The organism is Nocardioides aestuarii (genome assembly GCF_039527245.1).
In the GTDB taxonomy this organism is placed as follows: domain Bacteria; phylum Actinomycetota; class Actinomycetes; order Propionibacteriales; family Nocardioidaceae; genus Nocardioides; species Nocardioides aestuarii.
Window position 1 is genome coordinate 2,163,337 of the sequence record NZ_BAAAJT010000002.1, and the last position, 19,432, is coordinate 2,182,768.

The window sequence follows — 19,432 nt, forward strand, 5'->3', positions numbered from 1 at the left end:
CAGACCTTAACCGAGGCCGTTAGGGTCGCCCCATGACTGAGGAGTCGCTGGTCGAGCAGGTCACCGCGGGCTACGCCTTCGAGGGCCAGGCCCTCGAGCTCGGCGGGCTGATGGTCGACGCCGACACCCTCGCCGAGGCCCGCGTCCGGATCCCGCTCGCGATGGTCAACCGCCACGGCCTCGTCGCCGGCGCGACGGGCACCGGCAAGACCAAGACCCTCCAGCTGCTCGCCGAGCAGCTCAGCGCCGCCGGGGTGTCCGTCTTCGCGGCCGACGTGAAGGGCGACCTCTCCGGCCTCTCGACCCCGGGCGAGGGCGGCGAGAAGATCGCGTCACGCGCCGCCTCGGTCGGGCAGCAGTGGCAGGCCACCGGCTTCCCCGTGGAGTACTACGCCCTCGGCGGGCAGGGCACCGGGATCCCGCTGCGGGTCACCGTCTCGGCGTTCGGCCCGGTCCTGCTGAGCAAGGTGCTCGAGCTCAACGACACCCAGGAGTCGAGCCTCGGCCTCGTCTTCCACTGGGCCGACACCCAGGGGTTGCCGCTCCTGGACCTCGCCGACCTCCGGGCCGTCATCGGCCACCTCACCTCCGACGAGGGCAAGGCCGAGCTCAAGGAGATCGGCGGCATCTCCACCGCCACCGCCGGCGTGATCCTGCGCGAGCTGGTCGCCTTCCAGGCCGCCGGCGCCGACGACTTCTTCGGCGAGCCCGAGTTCGCGTCCTCCGAGCTGCTCCAGGCCGCCCCCGACGGTCGTGGCCTGATCAGCCTGGTCGAGCTCCCGCAGCTGGCCGACAAGCCGCGGGTGTTCTCCACGTTCCTCCTGTGGCTGCTCGCCGACCTCTACCACGACCTCCCGGAGGTCGGGGACGTCGAGAAGCCCAAGCTGGTCTTCTTCTTCGACGAGGCCCACCTGCTCTTCGACGACGCCTCCGACGCCTTCCTCGACCAGGTGACGCGGACGGTCCGGCTGATCCGCTCCAAGGGCGTCGGCGTGTTCTTCGTGACCCAGGCGCCCACCGACGTCCCCGACCCGGTCCTCGCCCAGCTCGGCTCCCGGATCCAGCACCAGCTCCGCGCCCACACGCCCAACGACGCCAAGGCGCTGAAGGCGACGGTCAACACCTACCCGACGAGCGCCTACGACGACCTCGGCCAGGTCATCACCTCGCTCGGCATCGGCGAGGCCGTCGTCACGGTCATGGACGAGCGGGGAGCCCCGACGCCGGTCGCCTGGACCCGGCTGCGCGCCCCCGAGTCGCTCATGGGGCCGGCCGACCCCGCCGCGATGGCCGCGACCGTCGCCGCCAGCCCGCGCCACGCGACGTACGCCGAGGCGATCGACCGCGAGTCGGCCCGCGAGCGCCTCGCCGCCCGGCTCGAGGAGGGCGCGCGCAAGGCGGAGGCCGAGCAGGCGGCGGAGGAGAGGGCGGAGGAGCGGATCCCCGCCCCGAAGAAGGCACCGGCGCCGAAGGACCCGCCCAAGAGCTGGCAGCGCGAGGTGCTCGAGTCCGAGCCGGTCCAGGACTTCCTCAAGACCGCCGGCCGCGAGATCGCCCGCGGCATGTTCGGCCTCGGCCGCCGCTGACCTAGAGGGTCTGGTCGGTCCAGGCGGTCTGGATCATCTGGGTGCCGGCGTCGCGGGTGACCAGGCGGCCCCGGCCGGGGGCGAACGGGGTCGGCCGGAGGGTGCCGATGAGCGGGCCTTCGTCGGGGTTGCCCGAGAGCATCAGGCCCGGCATCGCGAGGTCGCGCATCGACTGGATGACCGGCTCGTACAGCGCGCGGGAGGCGCCACCGGAGCGACGCGCGACCGCGAGGTGGAGACCGACGTCGCGCGCCTGCGCCATCAATGGCTGCAACGCCGCGACCGGCGAGCTCTGCTGGGTCGCGACGAGGTCGTAGTCGTCGACGACCACGAACACCTCGGCCCCGCTCCACCACGACCGCTTCCGCAGCTGCTCGGGCGTCACGTCGGGGCCGGGGATCCGGTTCTCGAGGTAGGACGCGAGGTCGCGCAGCACGGGCGTCGCCTGCGCCGCGGAGGTCAGGTAGTTCAGCAGGTAGTCGTCGGGCACCTCGCCGAGCAGCGACCGCCGGTAGTCGACGACGACGAGCTGGACCTCCTGCGGCGTCCGCGTGCGCATGACCTCCTGCACGTAGGTGCGCAGCAGCGCGCTCTTGCCCGACCGGCCGTCGCCCAGCACCAGCAGGTGGGGCTCGGCGTCGGCGTCGAGGCCGACGGGGGCGAGCTCCTTCTCGTTGACGCCGAGCAGCAGCCGCCGGTCGTCGCCGGTGGTGTGTCGCGCGGCCTGGGTGCGGACCTCGTCGAGCGTGATCCGGTCGGGCAGCAGCCGCAGCTTGGGACCCGCCGGGCCCTGCCACGCCTCGGCCACGCGCGCGACGAGGTCGTCGACGCCGTCGCCGAGGGTGTCGGGCGACGGGCGCCCGTCGAGCCGCGGGAGGGCGCCCAGGAAGTGGAGCTTGCCGGGGACCAGGCCACGGCCGGGCCGCCCGCTCGGCACCAGCTGGGCGACCTTGCGGTCGATCTCGGAGTCCATCGCGTCGCCGAGCCGCAGCTCGAGCCGGGTGCCGAAGACGTCGCGCATCGCCGCCCGGAAGTCGGCCCACCGGCTGGCCGCGGTCACGACGTGGAGCCCGAAGGTCAGGCCGCGGATCGCGAGCTGCTGGATCTCCATCTCGACCTCGTCGAAGTCCGAGCGCAACGTCGACCAGCCGTCGACGACGAGGAAGACGTCGCCGTAGCCGTCGTCGACCCGCCCCTGCGCGCGCCGCGACCGGTAGGTCTCGATGGAATCGATGCCGTGCTCGCGGAAGTAGGCCTCGCGCCGGTCGACGACGCCCTGGACCTCCGCCATCACGCGGCGTACGCCGTCCGGCTCCGACCGGGTCGCGACCCCGGCGACGTGGGGGAGCCGGGCCATCGGGGCGAAGGTGCCGCCACCGAAGTCGAGGACGAAGAACTGCGACTCCTGGGGGGTCGTCGTCAGCGCCATGCTTGTGAGGACGGTCCGCAGCAGCGTGCTCTTGCCGCTGCGGGGGCCACCGACGACGGCGACGTGGCCGCTCGCGCCGGAGAGGTCGACCGAGAGCGTGTCGCGCCGCTGCTCGCGTGGGCGGTCGACCGTGCCGAGGGGGACGACGAGCCCGGGGACCTCGCGCCACCGCCGCGAGACCAGGCCGAGGTCGGGGTCGACGGCGAGGTCGCCCATGAGCCGGTCGAGGGTGTCGGGGACGTCGAGCGGCGGCAGCCAGACCTGGTGGGCGGCCGGGCCCTCGCCGACCATCCGGCCCACGGCGACGTCGAGCAGCGAGGCCTGCTCGCCGGTCGGCTGCGGCTCGGGTGCCGCCGAGTCGCCCGGGGGGTTGTCGTCGCCCGGGTCGAGGCTCTGCACCTCCGAGATGGTGAAGGGCAGGATGCCGCGGACGTGGCCGCCCTCGTCGCGGCGTACGCGCACCCGGCCGCTCGGCGGCCCGGAGACGTACGCCGCCTTGAACCGCTGCATCGTCGTCGGGTCGGGCTTCAGGTAGCCGAGCCCGGGGACCGGCGGGAGCTCGTAGGCGTCGGGCACGCCGAGGACGGCCCGCGACTCGCCGGCCGAGAAGGTCCGCAGCCCGACCCGGTAGGAGAGGTGGGACTCCAGCCCGCGCAGCCGGCCCTCCTCGAGGCGCTGGGAGGCGAGCAGCAGGTGGAGGCCGAGCGAGCGGCCGAGCCGGCCGATGGCGACGAACAGGTCGATGAACTCGGGCTTGGCCGAGAGCATCTCGGAGAACTCGTCGACCACGATGAACAGCGACGGCAGCGGTTCGAGGTCCTCGCCGGCCGACCGGGCCCGCTCGTAGTCCCGGACCGAGGCGAAGTTGCCGGCCTCGCGCAGGAGCTCCTGGCGGCGCACCATCTCCCCCGAAAGCGCGTCCTGCATGCGGTCGACGAGGGTCAGCTCCTGGGCGAGGTTGGTGATCACCGCGGAGACGTGGGGCATCTCCGACATGCCGGAGAAGGTCGCGCCGCCCTTGAAGTCGACGAGCACCAGGTTGAGCTGCTCGGGCGAGTGGGTCAGCGCCAGGCCGAGGACGAGCGTGCGGAGGAACTCCGACTTGCCCGAGCCGGTCGCCCCGATCACCAGCCCGTGGGGGCCCATGCCCTGCTGGGCGCTCTCCTTCAGGTCGAGGTGGACGAGGGTGCCGCCCTCGCCGAGCCCGATCGGGACCCGCAGCCGGTCGCGCGCGGGACGCGGCCGCCACGCGGCGTGGGGGTCGAGGCCGTGGACGTCGCCGAGGCCGAGCAGGTCCATGAAGTCGCGGGGCCCGCTGATCTCCCCGCCGCTGTCGGGGGCGTCGGCGTGGACGGTGTGGAGCGGCGTGAGGCGGCGCGCGAAGGCCTCGGCGGTCGCGAGGTCGCACTGGTCGCCGAGCGCCGCGACCGGCTCCTCGCGCAGCCGGACCGCCTGCAGCCCGACCTTGGCACCGCGCGCCTCGCCGGTCAGCTGGAGCCGCAGCCGGCTCGCGTCGCCGAGCTCGTCCCACCGCGTCGGGAGGTCGAGGACCGTGACGCCGTGCAGCCCGTCCGGGGGGATGACGTGGTTGCCGGGCGGCAGCACCGCGCCGTCGGTCACCAGCAGGATGTGCGGGGTGGCGGGCCGCTCGTCCGCGCCGAACCGGGGCCGGTCGCCGAGGTCGGGCGGCAGCAGCGCGGCCAGCTCGTCGAGCGAGGTCGTGACGATCCGCTTCGGCCCGACGGCGTCGGACTCCTGGGCGCTCTGGGCGTGGGGCAGCCACTTCACCCAGTCCCAGTGGATGAGGTGGTCCTCGCTGGCGAGGACGGCGACCACCAGGTGCTCGGGGGAGTGGAAGGCGGTGGCCGAGCAGACCATCGCGCGCGCCAGGCTGCGCGTCGGCTCCTCGTCGCCGCAGATCTCGATCCGGTCGAAGGCGCGCAGGTCGATGCTTGCCGGGAGGTCGGGCTGGAGCCGGTGGACCACCAGCAGCCGGTGGAGCGCCGACGCGCAGGCCGGGTCGACCTGGTCGATCGGCGCGCTCTGGGGCGGCACCAGCTCGGTCGACAGCGGCTGGGTGCAGGTGCCGTAGCGGACCTGGAGGAAGCCGTCGTCGCCGCTGGTGTGCTCCCACACCCGCGACCGCTCCTCGGCGAGCGCGGGCAGGGACGCGGGCTCCGGGTGGTGCCAGGTGAGCGCGCGCCGTTGCCGGTCGGCGGCGTCGCGCGCGATCTGGCGGACGTTGCCGAGGTAGCGCAGGTACTCGGTCCGGGAGCCGGTGACCTGCTGGGTCCGCTGCTTCCGCTGCCGGTCGAGCTGGACGACGATGAAGCCGAGGGTGGCGAAGAGGAACATGCCGGCGGCGATGTAGCTGCGGCCGGCGTTCGCACCGGACTGGCCGGCCATCGAGGCGACCAGCACGATCGACCCGAGGCTGCCCAGCATCGGGATCGCGTTCATCAGCACGCCGCTGGCGCCCTCGTGCTGCTCGATCGCCGGCGGGGGCTGCAGCACGATCTGCCCGGAGGGCAGCTCCGGCTCGTCGAGCCTCGTCCCACGCAGCGTCGTGCTCACCCGGTCCCCATCTCGTCGTCCCAAGCCGACGCATCACCCTAGCCACCGCCCCGGACGGCGGGGCTAGGGTCGTGCCGACCAGCGAGCGATCGGCGGACACGGGCGACATCGGGGGAGCCATGGCGGGGGAGCGGACGGGTCCGGCACCGGGTCAGTCGCTGGCGCTCAGCGTCCACGGGCCCGCCGGCGTGCTCGACCTCGTCGTGCCGCCCGGTGCGCAGGCCGAGGACCTCGCCCGCGAGTACGCCGACCAGTCCGGCCTCGGGGCGGCGCCGCTGCTCTGGAGCCGGTCCGGCGAGCCGCTCGCGCCCGATGCCACCCTCGTCGCCGCCGGGGTCGTCACCGGCGACCTGCTCGTGGCCACCACCGCGGTCCTCCGGCCCGCGACCACCGGGGACCGGGGAGGCGCACCCGCGCGGGCGGAGGTGCCACCCGGGCCGCTGGCGCCCGTGTGGTCGTGGTGCGCGGCCGCGGCGGCACTGCTCGCCGGCTGGGCCGCCGGGCGGGCCGACGACCCCACGTCGGCCGTCACGGTGTCGGCGGTGCTGCTGGCCGCGGCGGTCGTCGGCGTCGTACCCACGGGGCGGCTGGCCTCCCAGCGGGTCCTGGCCGCGCCGGCCTTCGCGGGTGCGGCGGCCTACGCCGTGCTGGCCGACCCCGACCCGGAGCGGCTGCCGCTCGTGCTCGGCATGTGCGGGGTGGCCGCCGCGGTCTGCGCCGCGGTCGGTCGCGCGCTGTCGGGCGGTCCCGACGAGGCGCTGCGGACCTGGATCGCCGGGGGCCTCGGGTTCTTCGCGCTGGCCGGCGGCGCCGCGCTCGCGGGCCTCCCGGCGGCCGTCGTGTTCTCGGTCGCGCTCGTGGTCGCCGTCCTCGCGGCGCGGTTCGTCCCGCTGGTCGCCGTCGACGTCGACGACCACCACCTCATCGACCTCGACCGGCTCGCCGTCACGGCGTGGTCGGCCCGCGAGCGGCCGCCCGCGCGGCGGGGCAGGATCGTGGTCCCGGCGGGCACCGTCGCCGAGGTCGCCGGCCGCGCGGCGCGCACGCTGGCCGCCGCTGCTGCCGCCATCGCCGTGGTCGCCGTGCCGTGCGCGGTGCTGCTGCTCGGCGCGGTCGATGCCCGCTTCGACCTGATCGGCGTGCGCTGCCTGGTGTTCTTCGCCGGCGCCGCGCTCCTCCTGACCGCCCGGAGCCACCGCCACGCCGCGCCGCGGGTCCTGCTGCGGCTGGGCGGGCTCGGGTGCTGGCTCGCGCTCGCCGGCCACGTCCTCGTCGGGGCCGAGCCGCCGGGCGCCGGCTGGCGGATCGGGGCGCTGGCGGCGGTCGTCGCGCTCGGCGTGCTGCTGGTCGTCGTCGCGGTCGCGACGGGCCGCGGCTGGCGGTCGATCTGGTGGTCGCGCCGGGCGGAGGTGGCCGAGGGCTTCGCCGCGGCCGCTGCCCTCGCGAGCCTGGTCCCCGCGACCGGGCTGTTCCGCCTGCTGTGGGAGATCGCGCCCTGATGTTTGGCCCGGCAGCAGCCGGGTAGGACCGTGGGTGCCCGCTCGGCCTCCCGCCGCCCGGGCGGACGCCAGACACCACGGGGGCGGCCCATCGCCGTCGTACGCAACCACTTCCGACACGAGGAGCGCAGTGCAGATGGCAAGCAGCGAGATGGGGATGGGAGAGGGCACCCTGCAGAAGGCGGCCCAGCTGGTCTCCGGGGCCAAGCAGGACTTCGACCGGATGAGCGGTGAGCTCGAGGGCCAGATCGCCGGTCTCCGCGGCAAGTGGGCCGGCTCCGGCGGCCAGGCCTTCTTCGTCCTCCACCAGGCGTGGACCGAGAAGCAGAAGGTCGTGGTGAGCGCCCTCGACGAGTTCGAGGCCTCCCTCGTCGGCACCCAGCGCGACGTCACCAACACCGACGACACGCAGGCCGGCAACTTCACCAACTTCCAGAGCCGGCTCAGCTGAGCCCCGCGACTGACGGACACCCGAGGAGACTTCGATGAACATGGACGGACTTCGCGTCAACCACGCCGGCCTCGACCAGGCCGCCCAGGACCTCTACACCACGGTCAAGAAGATCGACGACCGCATGAACCGCCTCGAGAGCGAGCTCTCGCCGCTGCGCAGCGACTGGTCCGGTCAGGCCCAGCAGGCCTACACCGCCGCCAAGGCGAAGTGGGACGCCGCGCTCCAGGACATGCGCAACCTGCTCGACGACACCAGCCGCACGGTGTCGCAGTCGAACGCGGAATACCGCGCCGCCGACCAGCGCGGTGCGAGCAGCTTCGACCTCTGAGCTCCACCTCCACGACGGGTCGACCGGTCCCGGCGCCACGGCGTCACCGGCCGGCCCGTCGCCGGTAGGCTGCCCGGCGTCCGACTCGGGAGGACCAGCAAGACGGGGGAGCAGAACCGATGAGCCAAGCGCCTGCCAGCGCGTCCGGGCTGGTGAGGGTGACCGTCACGTCCGGCACCCGACGGGTCGACCTCGTCCTGCCGGCGGCGGTGCCCGTCGCCGAGCTGTTGCCCGAGCTCGCCCGCAGCGTCGGCCTGCTCGACGCGACGACCGTCCACGGCGGCTACCGGCTGGTGACCCAGGAGGGGCGAGAGCTCGCCACCGACGCGAGCCTGGTCGTCCAGGGTGTCGAGGACGGGGTCGTCCTCACCGTCGCGGCCGGTGTCGACGACGAGCCGCCACGGGTCTACGACGACGTCGTCGAGGCGATGACCGACGCGGTCGAGCGCGACCTGCGGCCGTGGCAGCCGGCCACGGGTCGGCGTACGGCGCTGACGGCCGCCTCGCTCCTGCTCGGGCTCGGTGCCGTGGCGCTGCTGGTCCAGGACGGTGCGCTCGCCGCGGCCGCCGCCGCGCTGGTCGCGGTCGGCCTCGTCACCGGTGCCGTCGTCCTCTCGCGCGCCCAGGACGAGCCCGAGGCGGCCATCACCGTCGCGTGGATGGGAGCCGGCTACGCCGCGGTCGCCGGGGTGCTGCTCGCCCCCGACGGCTCGCTCTTCGGCGCCCCCGTCGCCGCCGCGGGTGGTGGTGCGGTGCTGGCCGGACTCGTGGCGCTGGTCGGCCTCGGCGAGGGGCGCACGCTCGTGCTGCCACCGGTCGTCGTGGGTGCGGTCTTCCTCGCGACCGGGCTGGTCATGCAGGCCGCGCCGTTCGACCCCGCCGTCGTGCTGACGATCTCGCTGGTGCTCGTCGTCGTCGCCGGCAGCGTCTTCCCGTGGCTCGCCCTCGGCGCCACCAGCACCCGCGTCGACCAGCTCTACACGGTCGCCGACATCACCGCCGATCCCGACGAGATCGACCCCGACGAGGTCGGCGCCGACGCGCGGCTCGCCCACGAGATCCTCGTCGCCGTCTCGGCCACGGTCGGCCTGCTGCTGGTCCTGATCGCCCCGCTCGCCGTCGGGCTCGGCGTGGCCGGCGCCCTCGTCGCGATCACCTGCGCCGTCGTCGTGATGCTCCGCACCCGGCAGTACCGCGTGGGCTCGGAGGTCCTCACCGGACTCGTCTCCGGCATCACCGGCCTCGCCTCGGTCGCGCTGGCCGCGCTGTGGCTCCACCCCGAGTGGCGGCCCGCGACGGCCGTCGTCCTCGCAGCGGCCGGCGCGCTGCTGCTCGCGCTCACGTTGCTGCCCGCCACCCCGTCCGTACGCCGCGGCCGGCTCGGCGACGTCGCCGAGACCGCCGGCCTGGTCTGCCTCCCGCCGCTGCTGCTCCTCGCCACCGGCGTCTTCGCGGCGATCCGGAGCTGACCGGATGGCGACCAAGAAGGACCTCGTCGAGGCCTACTCCTTCAGCCGCCGACGACTGGTCACCGCCTTCGTCTCGGGCGCGCCGGGCGGGCGCGAGGTCGAGCCGGCCCGTCCCGGCCGCTCGGTGGTCGGCGGGCTCGCGCTCGGCGTCCTCCTGATCGCGGGTGCCGCGATCGCCGGCGTCTTCACCACCAACGTCGACCCGGCCTGGGCCGAGCAGCCGGGCCTGGTCATCAGCAAGGAGGAGGCCGAGGTCTTCGTCATCACCGACGCGAGCTCGAGCCCCGTCCTCCACCCGATCCTGAACATCACCTCGGCCAAGCTGATCCTCGGCGCCGACGTCGAGCCCCAGGTGATCCCGGAGGAATACATCGCCGAGGAGACGATCGGCAGCGACCTCGGGATCTTCGGGGCGCCCTACGACGTGCCCGACGTCGAGCGGCTGGTCGAGACCGGGTGGACGGCCTGCACCGCCGGCGACGGCGCCGAGGGCGGCCTGAGGCTCGCGGTCTCGGGTGATCCCCAGGTCACGCCGGCCGCCGCGTCGGCCGGCACGCTCGTCACCGTCGACGACGAGACCTGGCTGGTCGCGACCAGCCGCCCCGACTCCACCGGTGCGGTCAGCGCCCATCGCTACCTCGTGCCCGACGCCGAGACCCCCGCCCAGGTGGTCGCGCTGACGGGCATCGGCCTCGGCACCGCCGCCGAGCGGGTCGAGGTCAGCCGCGAGTGGCTCGACCTCTTCCCCGAGGGCGCACCGGTCTCGCCCGACTCCTTCGCGGGCGTCACGCCCCGCGTGGGCGGCAGCGGGGAGCCGCGTCCCGGTGACGTCGTGACCGTGAGCGGCACCCCCTACCTCACCACCGCCGACGGCGAGCTCGCCGAGCTCGACCCGTTCGCGCTCGGTGTCGCCACCGGTGGCGAGACCGGCCCCGACTACGACGGCGAGGCGGTCTTCGCCGACGAGGACCCGCTGGTCGACAACCGCTGGCCCGGCGCCGGCCTCGACCCGGTGTTCGGCGAGCGCTGCGCCCAGCTCGAGTCCGAGCCGGGCCGGGCGCCTCGCGTCGTCCTGGCCCAGGAGCCCGAGGGCGAGGCGGCCGCCGGCGACAGCTCGGGAGAGTCGGTGTGGGTCGCAGCCGGCTCCGGCGCGTTCGTGCGCTCGGGCGGGTGGGACGTCGCCGAGGGCGGCAGCCCGTTCGTCGTCGACGCCAAGGGCGTCGCCTACCCGCTCGTCGGTCCCGGGGTGGGTGACCTGCTGGGCTACGAGGGCTATGACGAGCCGGTCGTCCCAGACAGCTGGATCGAGCTCTTCGACCAGGGCGTCCAGCTCTCCCAGAACGGCGCCTTCTGCGAGCCCAGCCTCGAGGACGGGCCGTGCGGCTGACGCCGCTGCTCGGGGCGGGCCTGCTGACGCCGGTCCTGCTGGCCCCGGCCCCGGCGCACGCTGCACCGGCCGACTGCGCCGCGATCGGGCGCGACGACACCGTGACCTCGACGGGCGCGCGATCGGTTCCGCTGGACCTGATGGGTGCCGAGCGGGCGACTGAGATCCTGGACTCGCGCGGCCGTGCACCGGGCGAGGGCGTGCGGGTCGCGATCGTCGACAACGGCATCACCCGGCAGCCGCCCGTGGTGTCGCTGCCCGTCGCCGCCGAGCGGTTCGGACCCACCGCTCCGATCGAGGACGGTCACGCGACGGCCGTCGCCGGCCTGGTCGCGGGCGGCGTACGTGACCAGGGCGGGCCGGTCGGGGTCGCACCCGCGGCGGAGCTGGTCGACGTCCGCGTCTACGGCGGCACCTTCGACGACGGCACCGGAGGGGTCGCGGTCGACGACGTCGTGGCCGGGCTCGAGTGGGTCGTCGAGCAGGGCGACGTCGACGTCGTGGTCATGGCCCTCGACCTCCCCCGCGACGACGCCCTCGGGCGGGCGGTCGCCGCGGTGCGCGCCGAGGACGTCGTGGTCGTGGCCAGCAGCGGCAACCGTCCCGCGGAGGGGCAGGACGGCTTCGCCGACCTCGGCGAGCTCGAGCCCGGCGAGGACGCCGTCGACGAGGTCTTCCCCGCGGGCTACACCGACGACGTCTTCGCGGTCAGCGCGACGGCCGACGGGGTGCCGGTCGACCCGGGGGCCGAGGCCGACGCCCAGCAGACGGTCCTGCTCAACAGCGCCACCGACGCGGCCGTCCCGGTGTGGGGCGCGGTCACCGTCGCCGCCAACGGCTCGACCTGCCGGCTCTCGACCGTCGCGACGTCCTGGGCCGCGGGCCTCGGCGGTGGCGTCGCGGCGCTGCTGCGCTCGGCATACCCGGACGAGACGGCGGCCCAGATCGAGGCGCGGATGCGGGTCACCGCCAGCGGCAGCCAGGCCAGCCCGACCACCGCGACCGGTGCCGGCGTCCTCCAGCCGGTCGAGGCGCTGACCCGGGCGATCGAGCCGTCGAAGCGGGGCGAGGTCGACGACATGCCGCGCCAGGACCGGCCCCGGACCCGGGTCACCGCACCGCCGCCCACTCCCGACCCGGTGGCCGGCACCCTCGCGGACGCCCGCTGGTGGGGGCTGGTCGGTGGCGCCGCCCTGGTCGTCGCGCTGCTGCTCCGCCCGCTCCTGGCCCGTCGCCGCCCCTGAGGCAGCGCGTGCTCATCGCGCCGTCGTACCCGGCCTGAGGGTCGTGGATCGGCGACATCGCGACGCTCAGGTCGGGTACGACACTCAGCGCGGCACGTGCGTACGTCGGCCCTCAGCGGGCGACACGGAACCCGAGGTTGCCGGTCGTGCTGTCGGGGGTGTTGGAGCTGCGGGCGTCGACGCGGTAGCGCCAGCAATAGCTGTCGTGACACAGGTAGGACCCGCCACGCATCACCCGCGACGTCCCCTCCCCGGGCCCGGTCGGCGCCACGCGCGGGGACCGGGCGTAGTAGCCGGGGTCGAACCAGTCGGCGCACCACTCCCACACGTTGCCGGTGACCTCGTGGAGCCCGAGGTCGTTCGGGGGGAAGGTGCCGACCGGGCAGGTGCCGGCCCAGCCGTCCTCGGCGGTGTCGTGCTGGGGGAAGCTGCCCTGCCAGACGTTCATCCGGTGCTCCCCGCACGGTTCGCGCTCGGCGCCCCACGGGAAGTGGAGGTCCTCGACGCCGCCGCGGGCGGCCCGCTCCCACTCGGCCTCGGTCGGGAGCCGGGTGCCGCTCCAGGCGCAGAACGCCCGGGCGTCGTCCCAGCTCACGTGCACGACGGGGTGGTCGAGCCGGTCGTCGAGCGTGCTGCCGGGACCCTCGGGCGCCCGCCAGGACGCACCCGCGACCTGGCGCCACCACGGCGCCGCGGCGACCGCACGGGTGGGCGGGAAGTCGTCGGGCAGCAGCCCGGCGAAGACGAAGGAGTCCCCGAACCGCTCGGCCGTAGTGACGTGGCCGGTCTTTTCGACGAAGCGGGCGAACTGGTCGTTGGTGACCGTGTGCACGCCGATCGCGTACGCCGCCAGCTCGACCTCGTGGGCCGGACCCTCACCGTCCTCGGCGTAGCCGCGCGGGTCGTCGGTCCCCATCGTGAAGGTGCCCGCGGGGACCTCGACGAGTGCCGGAGCGTCCGCGTCCGGTCCGGGCGCCGCGGCGCCGGCGCCCGGCGCGGGGCGCTCGGTGGGCTCACGGGCGGGTCCGCAGCAGGAAGGGGACACCGGCTCAGGATGACGGATCCGGCGGGCGGGTCGGCCCCGGACGCGCGAACGGCGCCGTACGAGCTCGTACGGCGCCGTTGCTGAGTGGCGGAGGATAGGGGATTCGAACCCCTGAGGGCTGTTAACCCAACCCGCTTTCCAAGCGAGCGCCATAGGCCACTAGGCGAATCCTCCGCGGAGGAATGTACCGGCCGCAGCGGGAGACGCCGAATCCGGAGGGGCTCGGGTTGGTGGCCGCGAGCACCTCACCTAGACTCGGGCCAACCCCCCGCGTGGCGGTACCCCACCCAACTCCCCCAGGGCCGGAAGGCAGCAAGGGTCAGTGGGCTCTATCGGGTACGCGGGGGGCCTTTTCATGTCACGTCCACGTCCGGGTTCATGTCCGGGGAGGGGCTGGGGACGGGCGGTGTCGCCTGTCAGGCCCGGTGGCTAGGGTGCAGTCGTGGAGTCCCCGCTCGCCCTCTACCGGCGCTACCGCCCCGAGACGTTCGCCGACGTCATCGGGCAGGACCACGTGACGACCCCGCTGCGGGCGGCGCTGGCCAACAACCGGGTCAACCACGCCTACCTCTTCTCCGGCCCCCGCGGCTGCGGCAAGACCACGAGCGCCCGGATCCTCGCCCGGACGCTCAACTGCGAGCAGGCGCCGGTCGCCGACCCGTGCGGCGAGTGCGACAGCTGCCGCGACCTCGCTCGCGGCGGGCCCGGCTCGATCGACGTGATCGAGATCGACGCGGCCTCCCACGGCGGCGTCGACGACGCCCGCGACCTGCGCGAGAAGGCGTTCTTCGCTCCGGTCAGGAGCCGCTACAAGGTCTACATCATCGACGAGGCCCACATGGTGACCACGCAGGGGTTCAACGCCCTGCTCAAGCTGGTCGAGGAACCTCCGCCCCACCTGCGCTTCGTCTTCGCGACGACCGAGCCGGAGAAGGTCATCCCGACGATCCGCTCGCGCACCCACCACTACCCGTTCCGGCTGATCCCGCCGCGGCTGCTGAGCGGCTACCTCTCCGAGCTCTGTCAGCAGGAGGGGGTCGCGGTCGAGCCGGCCGCGCTGCCGCTGATCGTGCGGGCCGGCGCCGGGTCGGCGCGCGACTCGCTGTCGGTGCTCGACCAGCTGCTCGGCGGCGCCGGGCCCGAGGGCGTCACCCACGAGCTCGCCACCGGCCTGCTCGGCTACACCCCGACCGCCCTGCTCGACGACGTCGTCGACGCCTTCGCGGCGGGTGACGGCGCTGGGGTCTTCGGCGTGGTCGACCGGGTCATCGAGACCGGCCAGGACCCCCGCCGCTTCACCGAGGACCTGCTGCGCCGGCTGCGTGACCTCGTCATCGTCGCCGCCGTGCCCGACGCCCCGGCGACCGGCCTGATCGACGTCTCCGAGGACCAGGCCGACCGGCTGGTCGCCCAGGCCGCACGCTTCGGCCCCGCCGAGCTCAGCCGGGCGGCCGACCTGGTCGCGAGCGGCCTGACCGAGATGCGCGGCGCGACCGCGCCCCGGTTGCTGCTCGAGCTGATCTGCGCCCGCGTGCTGCTGCCCGGTGCCGACACCGACGGCGGGGTCGCCGCGCGGGTCGACCGGCTCGAGAAGCGGGCGGCGATCGCGGGCGGTGCCCCGAGCCCGGCGCCGGTCCGCGAGGACCCCGCGCCCCCGACCGTCCAGCACCCGACGGCACCTGTGGCCGAGCCCGCACCCGAGCCGACCCCGGCTCCCGCCCCGGCCGCGGCGGAGCCGCCGCCGGCCGACCCCGAGCCCGAGCCGGTCCCGCCCGCCGCGCCGCCCGTCGTGCCCGACCCGGAGCCGACTCCCGCACCCGCCGCCGAGCCGGCAGCGAGCGGCGGCGGCCTCAGCCTCGTCGAGGTGCGCCGGCTGTGGCCCGACGTCGTCGAGGCGACCAAGCTGCGCCGCCGGGTGGCGTGGATGCACCTCACCCAGAACTCCCAGGTCGTCTCCGTCGAGGGCAACGTCCTGACGCTCGGCTTCACCAACGTCGGCGCCCGCGACTCCTTCGTGGGCGGTGGGTGCGACGAGATCCTGCGCCAGGCCGCGATCGACGTCGCCGGTGTCGACTGGAAGGTCGAGGCGATCGTCGACCCCGGTGCGTCCGGCGGGACGCCCGCCCCGTCGGCCTCCGCTCCTGCGCCGGCGGCCGAGCCGGAGCCCGCACCGGAGCCGCCCGCCGACGAGCCACCGGCCCAGCGGCCGTGGGAGCGGGCGCAGGCCGCCGACGCCGAGGCGCGCGGCCTCCAGGGCGACGCCCCCGAGCAGTCCGGTGACCCCGACGACGACGCCCACCGCGACGACCCCGACGCCGATGCCGACGGCCTCGGCGGCGCTGCCCTGCTCGAGCGCGAGCTCGGCGCCCAGGTGATCGACGAGATCCCCCACACGTGAGCCCTTCCCCGTCCCGAAAGGACCGACCATGACCCAGGACCCGTTCGCCGGACTCGGCGGTGCCGGTGGCCTCGACCTCAATGCCCTGATGCAGCAGGCCCAGCAGATGCAGGAACAGCTCGAGCAGGCCCAGGCCCGCCTCGCCGACACCGAGGTCGAGGGCACCGTCGCCGGCGGGGCCGTCACCGTGAAGGTCAACGGCGTCGGCGAGCTCGTCGGTGTCGAGATCCGCGCCGGCGGCTTCGACGGCGGCGACCCCGACGACCTGTCCGACCTCGGCGACATGATCGTGGCCGCCTACCGCGACGCCAAGGGCCAGGCCGACGGCCTCGCCTCCGAGGCGCTCGGCCCGCTCGCGGGCGGCGGCGGTGGCGGCATGCCGGGGCTCCCCGGCCTCGGCGGCTAGGAGACCCACCCGTGTACGAAGGTGTGGTCCAGGACCTCATCGACGAGCTCGGCCGGCTCCCCGGCGTGGGCCCCAAGAGCGCCCAGCGGATCGCCTTCCACCTGCTCCAGGCCGACGCGACCGACGTACGCCGGCTCGCCGACGTGCTGGTCGAGGTCAAGGCGAAGGTGAAGTTCTGCTCGACGTGCTTCAACGTCTCCGAGGAGGAGCAGTGCCGGATCTGCCGCGACCCGCGGCGCGACCCGACCGTGCTCTGCGTCGTGGAGGAGTACAAGGACGTCGTCGCGATCGAGCGGACGCGTGAATACCGCGGCCGCTACCACGTCCTGGGCGGCGCGATCTCGCCGCTCGACGGCATCGGCCCCGACCAGCTCCGGATCCGTGAGCTGCTCCAGCGGCTGGCCGACGGTGAGGTCACCGAGGTGATCCTCGCGACCGACCCCAACCTCGAGGGTGAGGCGACCGCGACCTACATCACACGGATGTTGAAGACCCTCGGGTTGCGCGTGACGCGCTTGGCGAGTGGACTGCCGGTGGGTGGAGACCTCGAGTACGCCGACGAGGTCACCCTCGGCCGAGCATTCGCAGGAAGGCGGAGTGCAGATGACTGATCAGACCCTGGGCCAGACGGTGCAGACTCCCGAGGAGCTCGAGCGACTCGCGTTCGCCCAGCAGATCGCCGACCAGGTCGAGTCGTTCCTGCTGGCGCTGCGCGCGATCGCCCGCGAGAACGACCCCGGCCGGGGTGTCTCGCTGCTGCTGCTCGAGATCTCCCAGATCCTGCTCGCCGGCGCCCGGCTCGGAGCCCAGCAGGACTTCACGCCGCGGCTGGAGTACCAGCCCGACGTCGGCCCCGAGCCCGACGTCGACGACATGCGGCTGCGGCTCGCCGAGATGCTCGGCGGGCTCGACACCTACGGCTTCGTCTTCGACCCCTACGTCCCCGAGGTCGTCGAGAGCCAGCTCTCCGACGACCTGACCTCGATCGCGACCGACCTCGACAACGGCCTGCGCCACTACACGAACGGCAACGTCGCCGAGGCGCTGTGGTGGTGGCAGTTCTCCTACGTCTCCTCCTGGGGCAACCTGGCCGGTGCCGCGCTCAACGCGCTGCTGTCGGTCGTCTCCCACGACCGGCTCGACGTGGAGGTGCCGGCGGAGGCCGCGCAGCTCCAGGCAGCCGACGCCCTCTTGGACGGCGAGGAGCCGAACGCCTGACCCTCGATAGACTCGGGCGCGGTCCCCACCCGAGATCGAAGGGCAGGTCATGGGCATCGTCGTCCAGAAGTACGGCGGGTCGTCGGTCGCCGACGCCGCCGCGATCAAGCGCGTCGCGCGACGGATCGTGGAGGCGAAGAAGGACGGCCACGACGTGGTCGTCGCCGTCTCCGCGATGGGCGACTCGACCGACAACCTGCTCGACCTCGCCGGCGAGGTCAGCCCGCTGCCGCCGGCCCGCGAGCTCGACATGCTGCTCACGGCGGGAGAGCGGATCTCGATGGCGCTGGTCGCGATGGCGATCTCCGACCTCGGCTACAGCGCGCGGTCCTTCACCGGGTCGCAGGCGGGCGTGATCACCGACTCGGTCCACGGCAAGGCCAAGATCATCGACGTCACCCCCGGCCGGATCTCCACCGCCCTGGACGAGGGACACATCGTCATCGTCGCCGGCTTCCAGGGCGTCTCGCGCGACACCAAGGAGATCACCACCCTCGGCCGCGGCGGCACCGACACGACGGCGGTGGCGCTGGCCGCCGCACTGAAGGCCGACGTCTGCGAGATCTACACCGACGTCGACGGCGTCTTCACCGCCGATCCGCGGATCGTGCCGACCGCCCGCAAGCTCGACGCGGTCACCTACGAGGAGATGCTCGAGCTCGCCGCCTGCGGCGCCAAGATCCTCCACCTGCGGTGCGTCGAGTACGGCCGCCGCTACGACATCCCGATCCACGTCCGCTCGTCCTTCAGCCAGCTCGAGGGCACCATCGTGGCGGGCAGCATCGACGACCAGCAGCACCAGGAGAGCACCATGGAACAGGCGATCATCGCCGGCGTCGCCCACGACCGCAGCGAGGCCAAGATCACCGTCGTCGGCGTCCCCGACAAGGTCGGCGAGGCCGCCCGGATCTTCGAGGCGCTCGCGGGCGCCCAGATCAACATCGACATGGTCGTCCAGAACGTGTCGGCCGCGGCCACCGCGCTCACCGACATCTCCTTCACGCTGCCGCGCGAGGACGGCCAGACCGCGATGGGTGCGCTCGCGAAGATCCAGGCCGAGGTCGGCTACGACAAGCTCCTCTACGACGACCAGGTCGGCAAGGTCTCGCTGATCGGCGCCGGGATGCGCTCCCACCCCGGCATCACCGCGAAGTTCTTCGCCGGCCTCGCCAGCGCGGGCGTCAACATCCAGATGATCTCGACCTCGGAGATCCGGATCTCGGTCATCGTCGACCAGGCCCAGGTCGACGCCGCCGTCCAGGCCACCCACACCGCCTTCGACCTCGACGCCGACGAGATCGAGGCCGTCGTCTACGGCGGGACCGGACGATGACCCTCAGTCTCGGCATCGTCGGCGCCACCGGCCAGGTGGGCGTCGCGATGCGCCAGATCCTCGAGGAGCGCGGCTTCCCGGCCAGTCAGGTGCGGTTCTTCGCCTCTGCCCGCTCCGCGGGCACCGTCCTGCCCTACGCCGGGGGTGAGGTGGTCGTCGAGGACGCTGCCACCGCCGACCCGGCCGGGCTCGACATCGCGCTCTTCTCCGCCGGCGCGACGACGTCGCGCGCCCTCGCCCCGGCCTACGCCGACGCGGGCGTCACCGTGGTCGACAACTCCAGCGCCTTCCGCAAGGACCCCGCGATCCCGCTGGTCGTGAGCGAGGTCAACCCGGGCGCGCTCCGGCCGGTCATCGAGGCCGGGCGGGGCATCATCGCCAACCCCAACTGCACGACGATGGCCGCGATGCCGGTCCTCAAGCCGCTCCACGACGAGGCCGGTCTCCAGCGGCTGGTCATCTCCTCCTACCAGGCCGTGTCCGGCTCGGGGGTCGCCGGCGTCGACGAGCTCGCCCACGGCGTCGAGGCGGTCGGCGAGAAGGCCCGTGAGCTCGCCTACGACGGCGGTGCGGTGGCGTTCCCCGACCCGGTGAAGTACACCGAGCCGATCGCCTACAACGTCCTGCCGCTCGCCGGGTCGATCGTCGACGACGGGCTGAACGAGACCGACGAGGAGCAGAAGCTCCGCAACGAGTCGCGCAAGATCCTCGACCTGCCCGACCTCCGGGTGTCCGGCATCTGCGTCCGGGTGCCGGTCTTCACCGGCCACTCGCTCGCGGTCAACGCCGAGTTCGCCCGCGGCATCACCCCCGACCGGGCCCGCGCGCTCCTCGCCGGTGCCCCCGGGGTCGAGCTGATGGAGGTCCCGACCCCGTTGAAGGCTGCGGGGAAGGACCCGTCCTACGTCGGCCGCATCCGGCAGGACCCCGGCGTCGACGGCGACCGCGGGCTGGCGCTGTTCATCAGCAACGACAACCTCCGCAAGGGCGCCGCCCTCAACACCGTGCAGATCGCCGAGCTCGTCGCCGCCGCCCGCTGAGGCGGGCGGCGACCGCCGACGG

General features: G+C 74.1%; 14 protein-coding genes, 1 tRNA gene, 1 other RNA gene and 1 pseudogene. 14 read left to right on the forward strand and 3 right to left on the reverse strand.

Annotated elements, in window-relative coordinates; translation table 11 throughout:
* Positions 1-32: 32 nt before the first annotated feature.
* Entirely contained in the window at positions 33-1,586 is a 1,554-nt protein-coding gene (locus ABD091_RS10980) for a helicase HerA-like domain-containing protein (protein WP_343918304.1), read from the forward strand.
* A gap of 1 nt (position 1,587) precedes the next feature.
* Here the strand turns inward: ABD091_RS10980 and eccCa are convergent, their stop codons facing one another.
* On the reverse strand, positions 1,588-5,589 hold the full coding sequence (gene eccCa, locus ABD091_RS10985; RefSeq protein WP_343918306.1) for a type VII secretion protein EccCa: 4,002 nt from the start codon (positions 5,587-5,589) through the stop codon (positions 1,588-1,590).
* A gap of 71 nt (positions 5,590-5,660) precedes the next feature.
* On the opposite strand from eccCa, the gene ABD091_RS10990 reads away from it, so the two are divergent.
* From ABD091_RS10990 to ABD091_RS11015, 6 genes are all read left to right on the forward strand, one after another.
* Complete coding sequence (locus tag ABD091_RS10990) at positions 5,661-7,088, forward strand: hypothetical protein (RefSeq protein ID WP_343918308.1); 1,428 nt, start codon at positions 5,661-5,663, stop codon at positions 7,086-7,088.
* Positions 7,089-7,224: 136 nt separating this feature from the next.
* A complete protein-coding gene (locus ABD091_RS10995) occupies positions 7,225-7,539 on the forward strand; it encodes a WXG100 family type VII secretion target (protein ID WP_343918310.1) in 315 nt (104 codons plus the stop codon).
* A gap of 34 nt (positions 7,540-7,573) precedes the next feature.
* Positions 7,574-7,870 carry a WXG100 family type VII secretion target gene (locus tag ABD091_RS11000; protein WP_343918312.1) on the forward strand — a complete coding sequence of 99 codons (297 nt, stop codon included), beginning with the start codon at positions 7,574-7,576 and terminating at the stop codon, positions 7,868-7,870.
* A gap of 119 nt (positions 7,871-7,989) precedes the next feature.
* Positions 7,990-9,339, forward strand: coding sequence for a type VII secretion integral membrane protein EccD (gene eccD, locus ABD091_RS11005; protein WP_343918314.1), 1,350 nt, complete (start codon positions 7,990-7,992; stop codon positions 9,337-9,339).
* Between the two features lie 4 nt (positions 9,340-9,343).
* A complete protein-coding gene (locus ABD091_RS11010) occupies positions 9,344-10,726 on the forward strand; it encodes a type VII secretion protein EccB (RefSeq protein ID WP_343918316.1) in 1,383 nt (460 codons plus the stop codon).
* The gene (locus ABD091_RS11015; protein WP_343918318.1) at positions 10,717-11,970 is read left to right on the forward strand and encodes a S8 family serine peptidase; all 1,254 of its coding nucleotides are present in this window, start codon (positions 10,717-10,719) and stop codon (positions 11,968-11,970) included. Before ABD091_RS11010 ends, ABD091_RS11015 begins: the two co-directional genes overlap by 10 nt.
* A 112-nt stretch (positions 11,971-12,082) precedes the next feature.
* Here ABD091_RS11015 and ABD091_RS11020 read toward each other — a convergent pair whose 3' ends face one another.
* Both ABD091_RS11020 and ABD091_RS11025 read right to left on the reverse strand, forming a co-directional pair.
* Complete coding sequence (locus tag ABD091_RS11020) at positions 12,083-13,033, reverse strand: formylglycine-generating enzyme family protein (protein WP_465264497.1); 951 nt, start codon at positions 13,031-13,033, stop codon at positions 12,083-12,085.
* 67 nt (positions 13,034-13,100) lie between these two features.
* Positions 13,101-13,189, reverse strand: a tRNA-Ser gene (locus tag ABD091_RS11025).
* A gap of 88 nt (positions 13,190-13,277) precedes the next feature.
* On the opposite strand from ABD091_RS11025, the gene ffs reads away from it, so the two are divergent.
* The 7 genes and pseudogenes from ffs (at position 13,278) to ABD091_RS11060 (ending at position 19,410) form a co-directional block, all read left to right on the forward strand.
* Positions 13,278-13,368: signal recognition particle sRNA small type (ffs, locus tag ABD091_RS11030), an RNA gene on the forward strand.
* Between the two features lie 89 nt (positions 13,369-13,457).
* Positions 13,458-15,110: pseudogene (locus ABD091_RS11035) on the forward strand (DNA polymerase III subunit gamma and tau); the annotation flags it as partial.
* A gap of 331 nt (positions 15,111-15,441) precedes the next feature.
* Entirely contained in the window at positions 15,442-15,819 is a 378-nt protein-coding gene (locus ABD091_RS11040) for a YbaB/EbfC family nucleoid-associated protein (RefSeq protein WP_343918322.1), read from the forward strand.
* Positions 15,820-15,830: 11 nt separating this feature from the next.
* Positions 15,831-16,430: a recombination mediator RecR gene (recR, locus tag ABD091_RS11045; protein WP_343918324.1), complete on the forward strand. Its 600-nt coding sequence runs from the start codon at positions 15,831-15,833 to the stop codon at positions 16,428-16,430.
* Positions 16,423-17,037, forward strand: coding sequence for a DUF5063 domain-containing protein (locus tag ABD091_RS11050; RefSeq protein WP_343918326.1), 615 nt, complete (start codon positions 16,423-16,425; stop codon positions 17,035-17,037). Before recR ends, ABD091_RS11050 begins: the two co-directional genes overlap by 8 nt.
* A 49-nt stretch (positions 17,038-17,086) precedes the next feature.
* On the forward strand, positions 17,087-18,370 hold the full coding sequence (locus ABD091_RS11055) for an aspartate kinase (protein ID WP_343918328.1): 1,284 nt from the start codon (positions 17,087-17,089) through the stop codon (positions 18,368-18,370).
* A complete protein-coding gene (locus tag ABD091_RS11060) occupies positions 18,367-19,410 on the forward strand; it encodes an aspartate-semialdehyde dehydrogenase (protein ID WP_343918330.1) in 1,044 nt (347 codons plus the stop codon). The genes ABD091_RS11055 and ABD091_RS11060 overlap by 4 nt, the downstream gene beginning before the upstream one ends.
* Positions 19,411-19,432 lie beyond the last annotated feature (22 nt).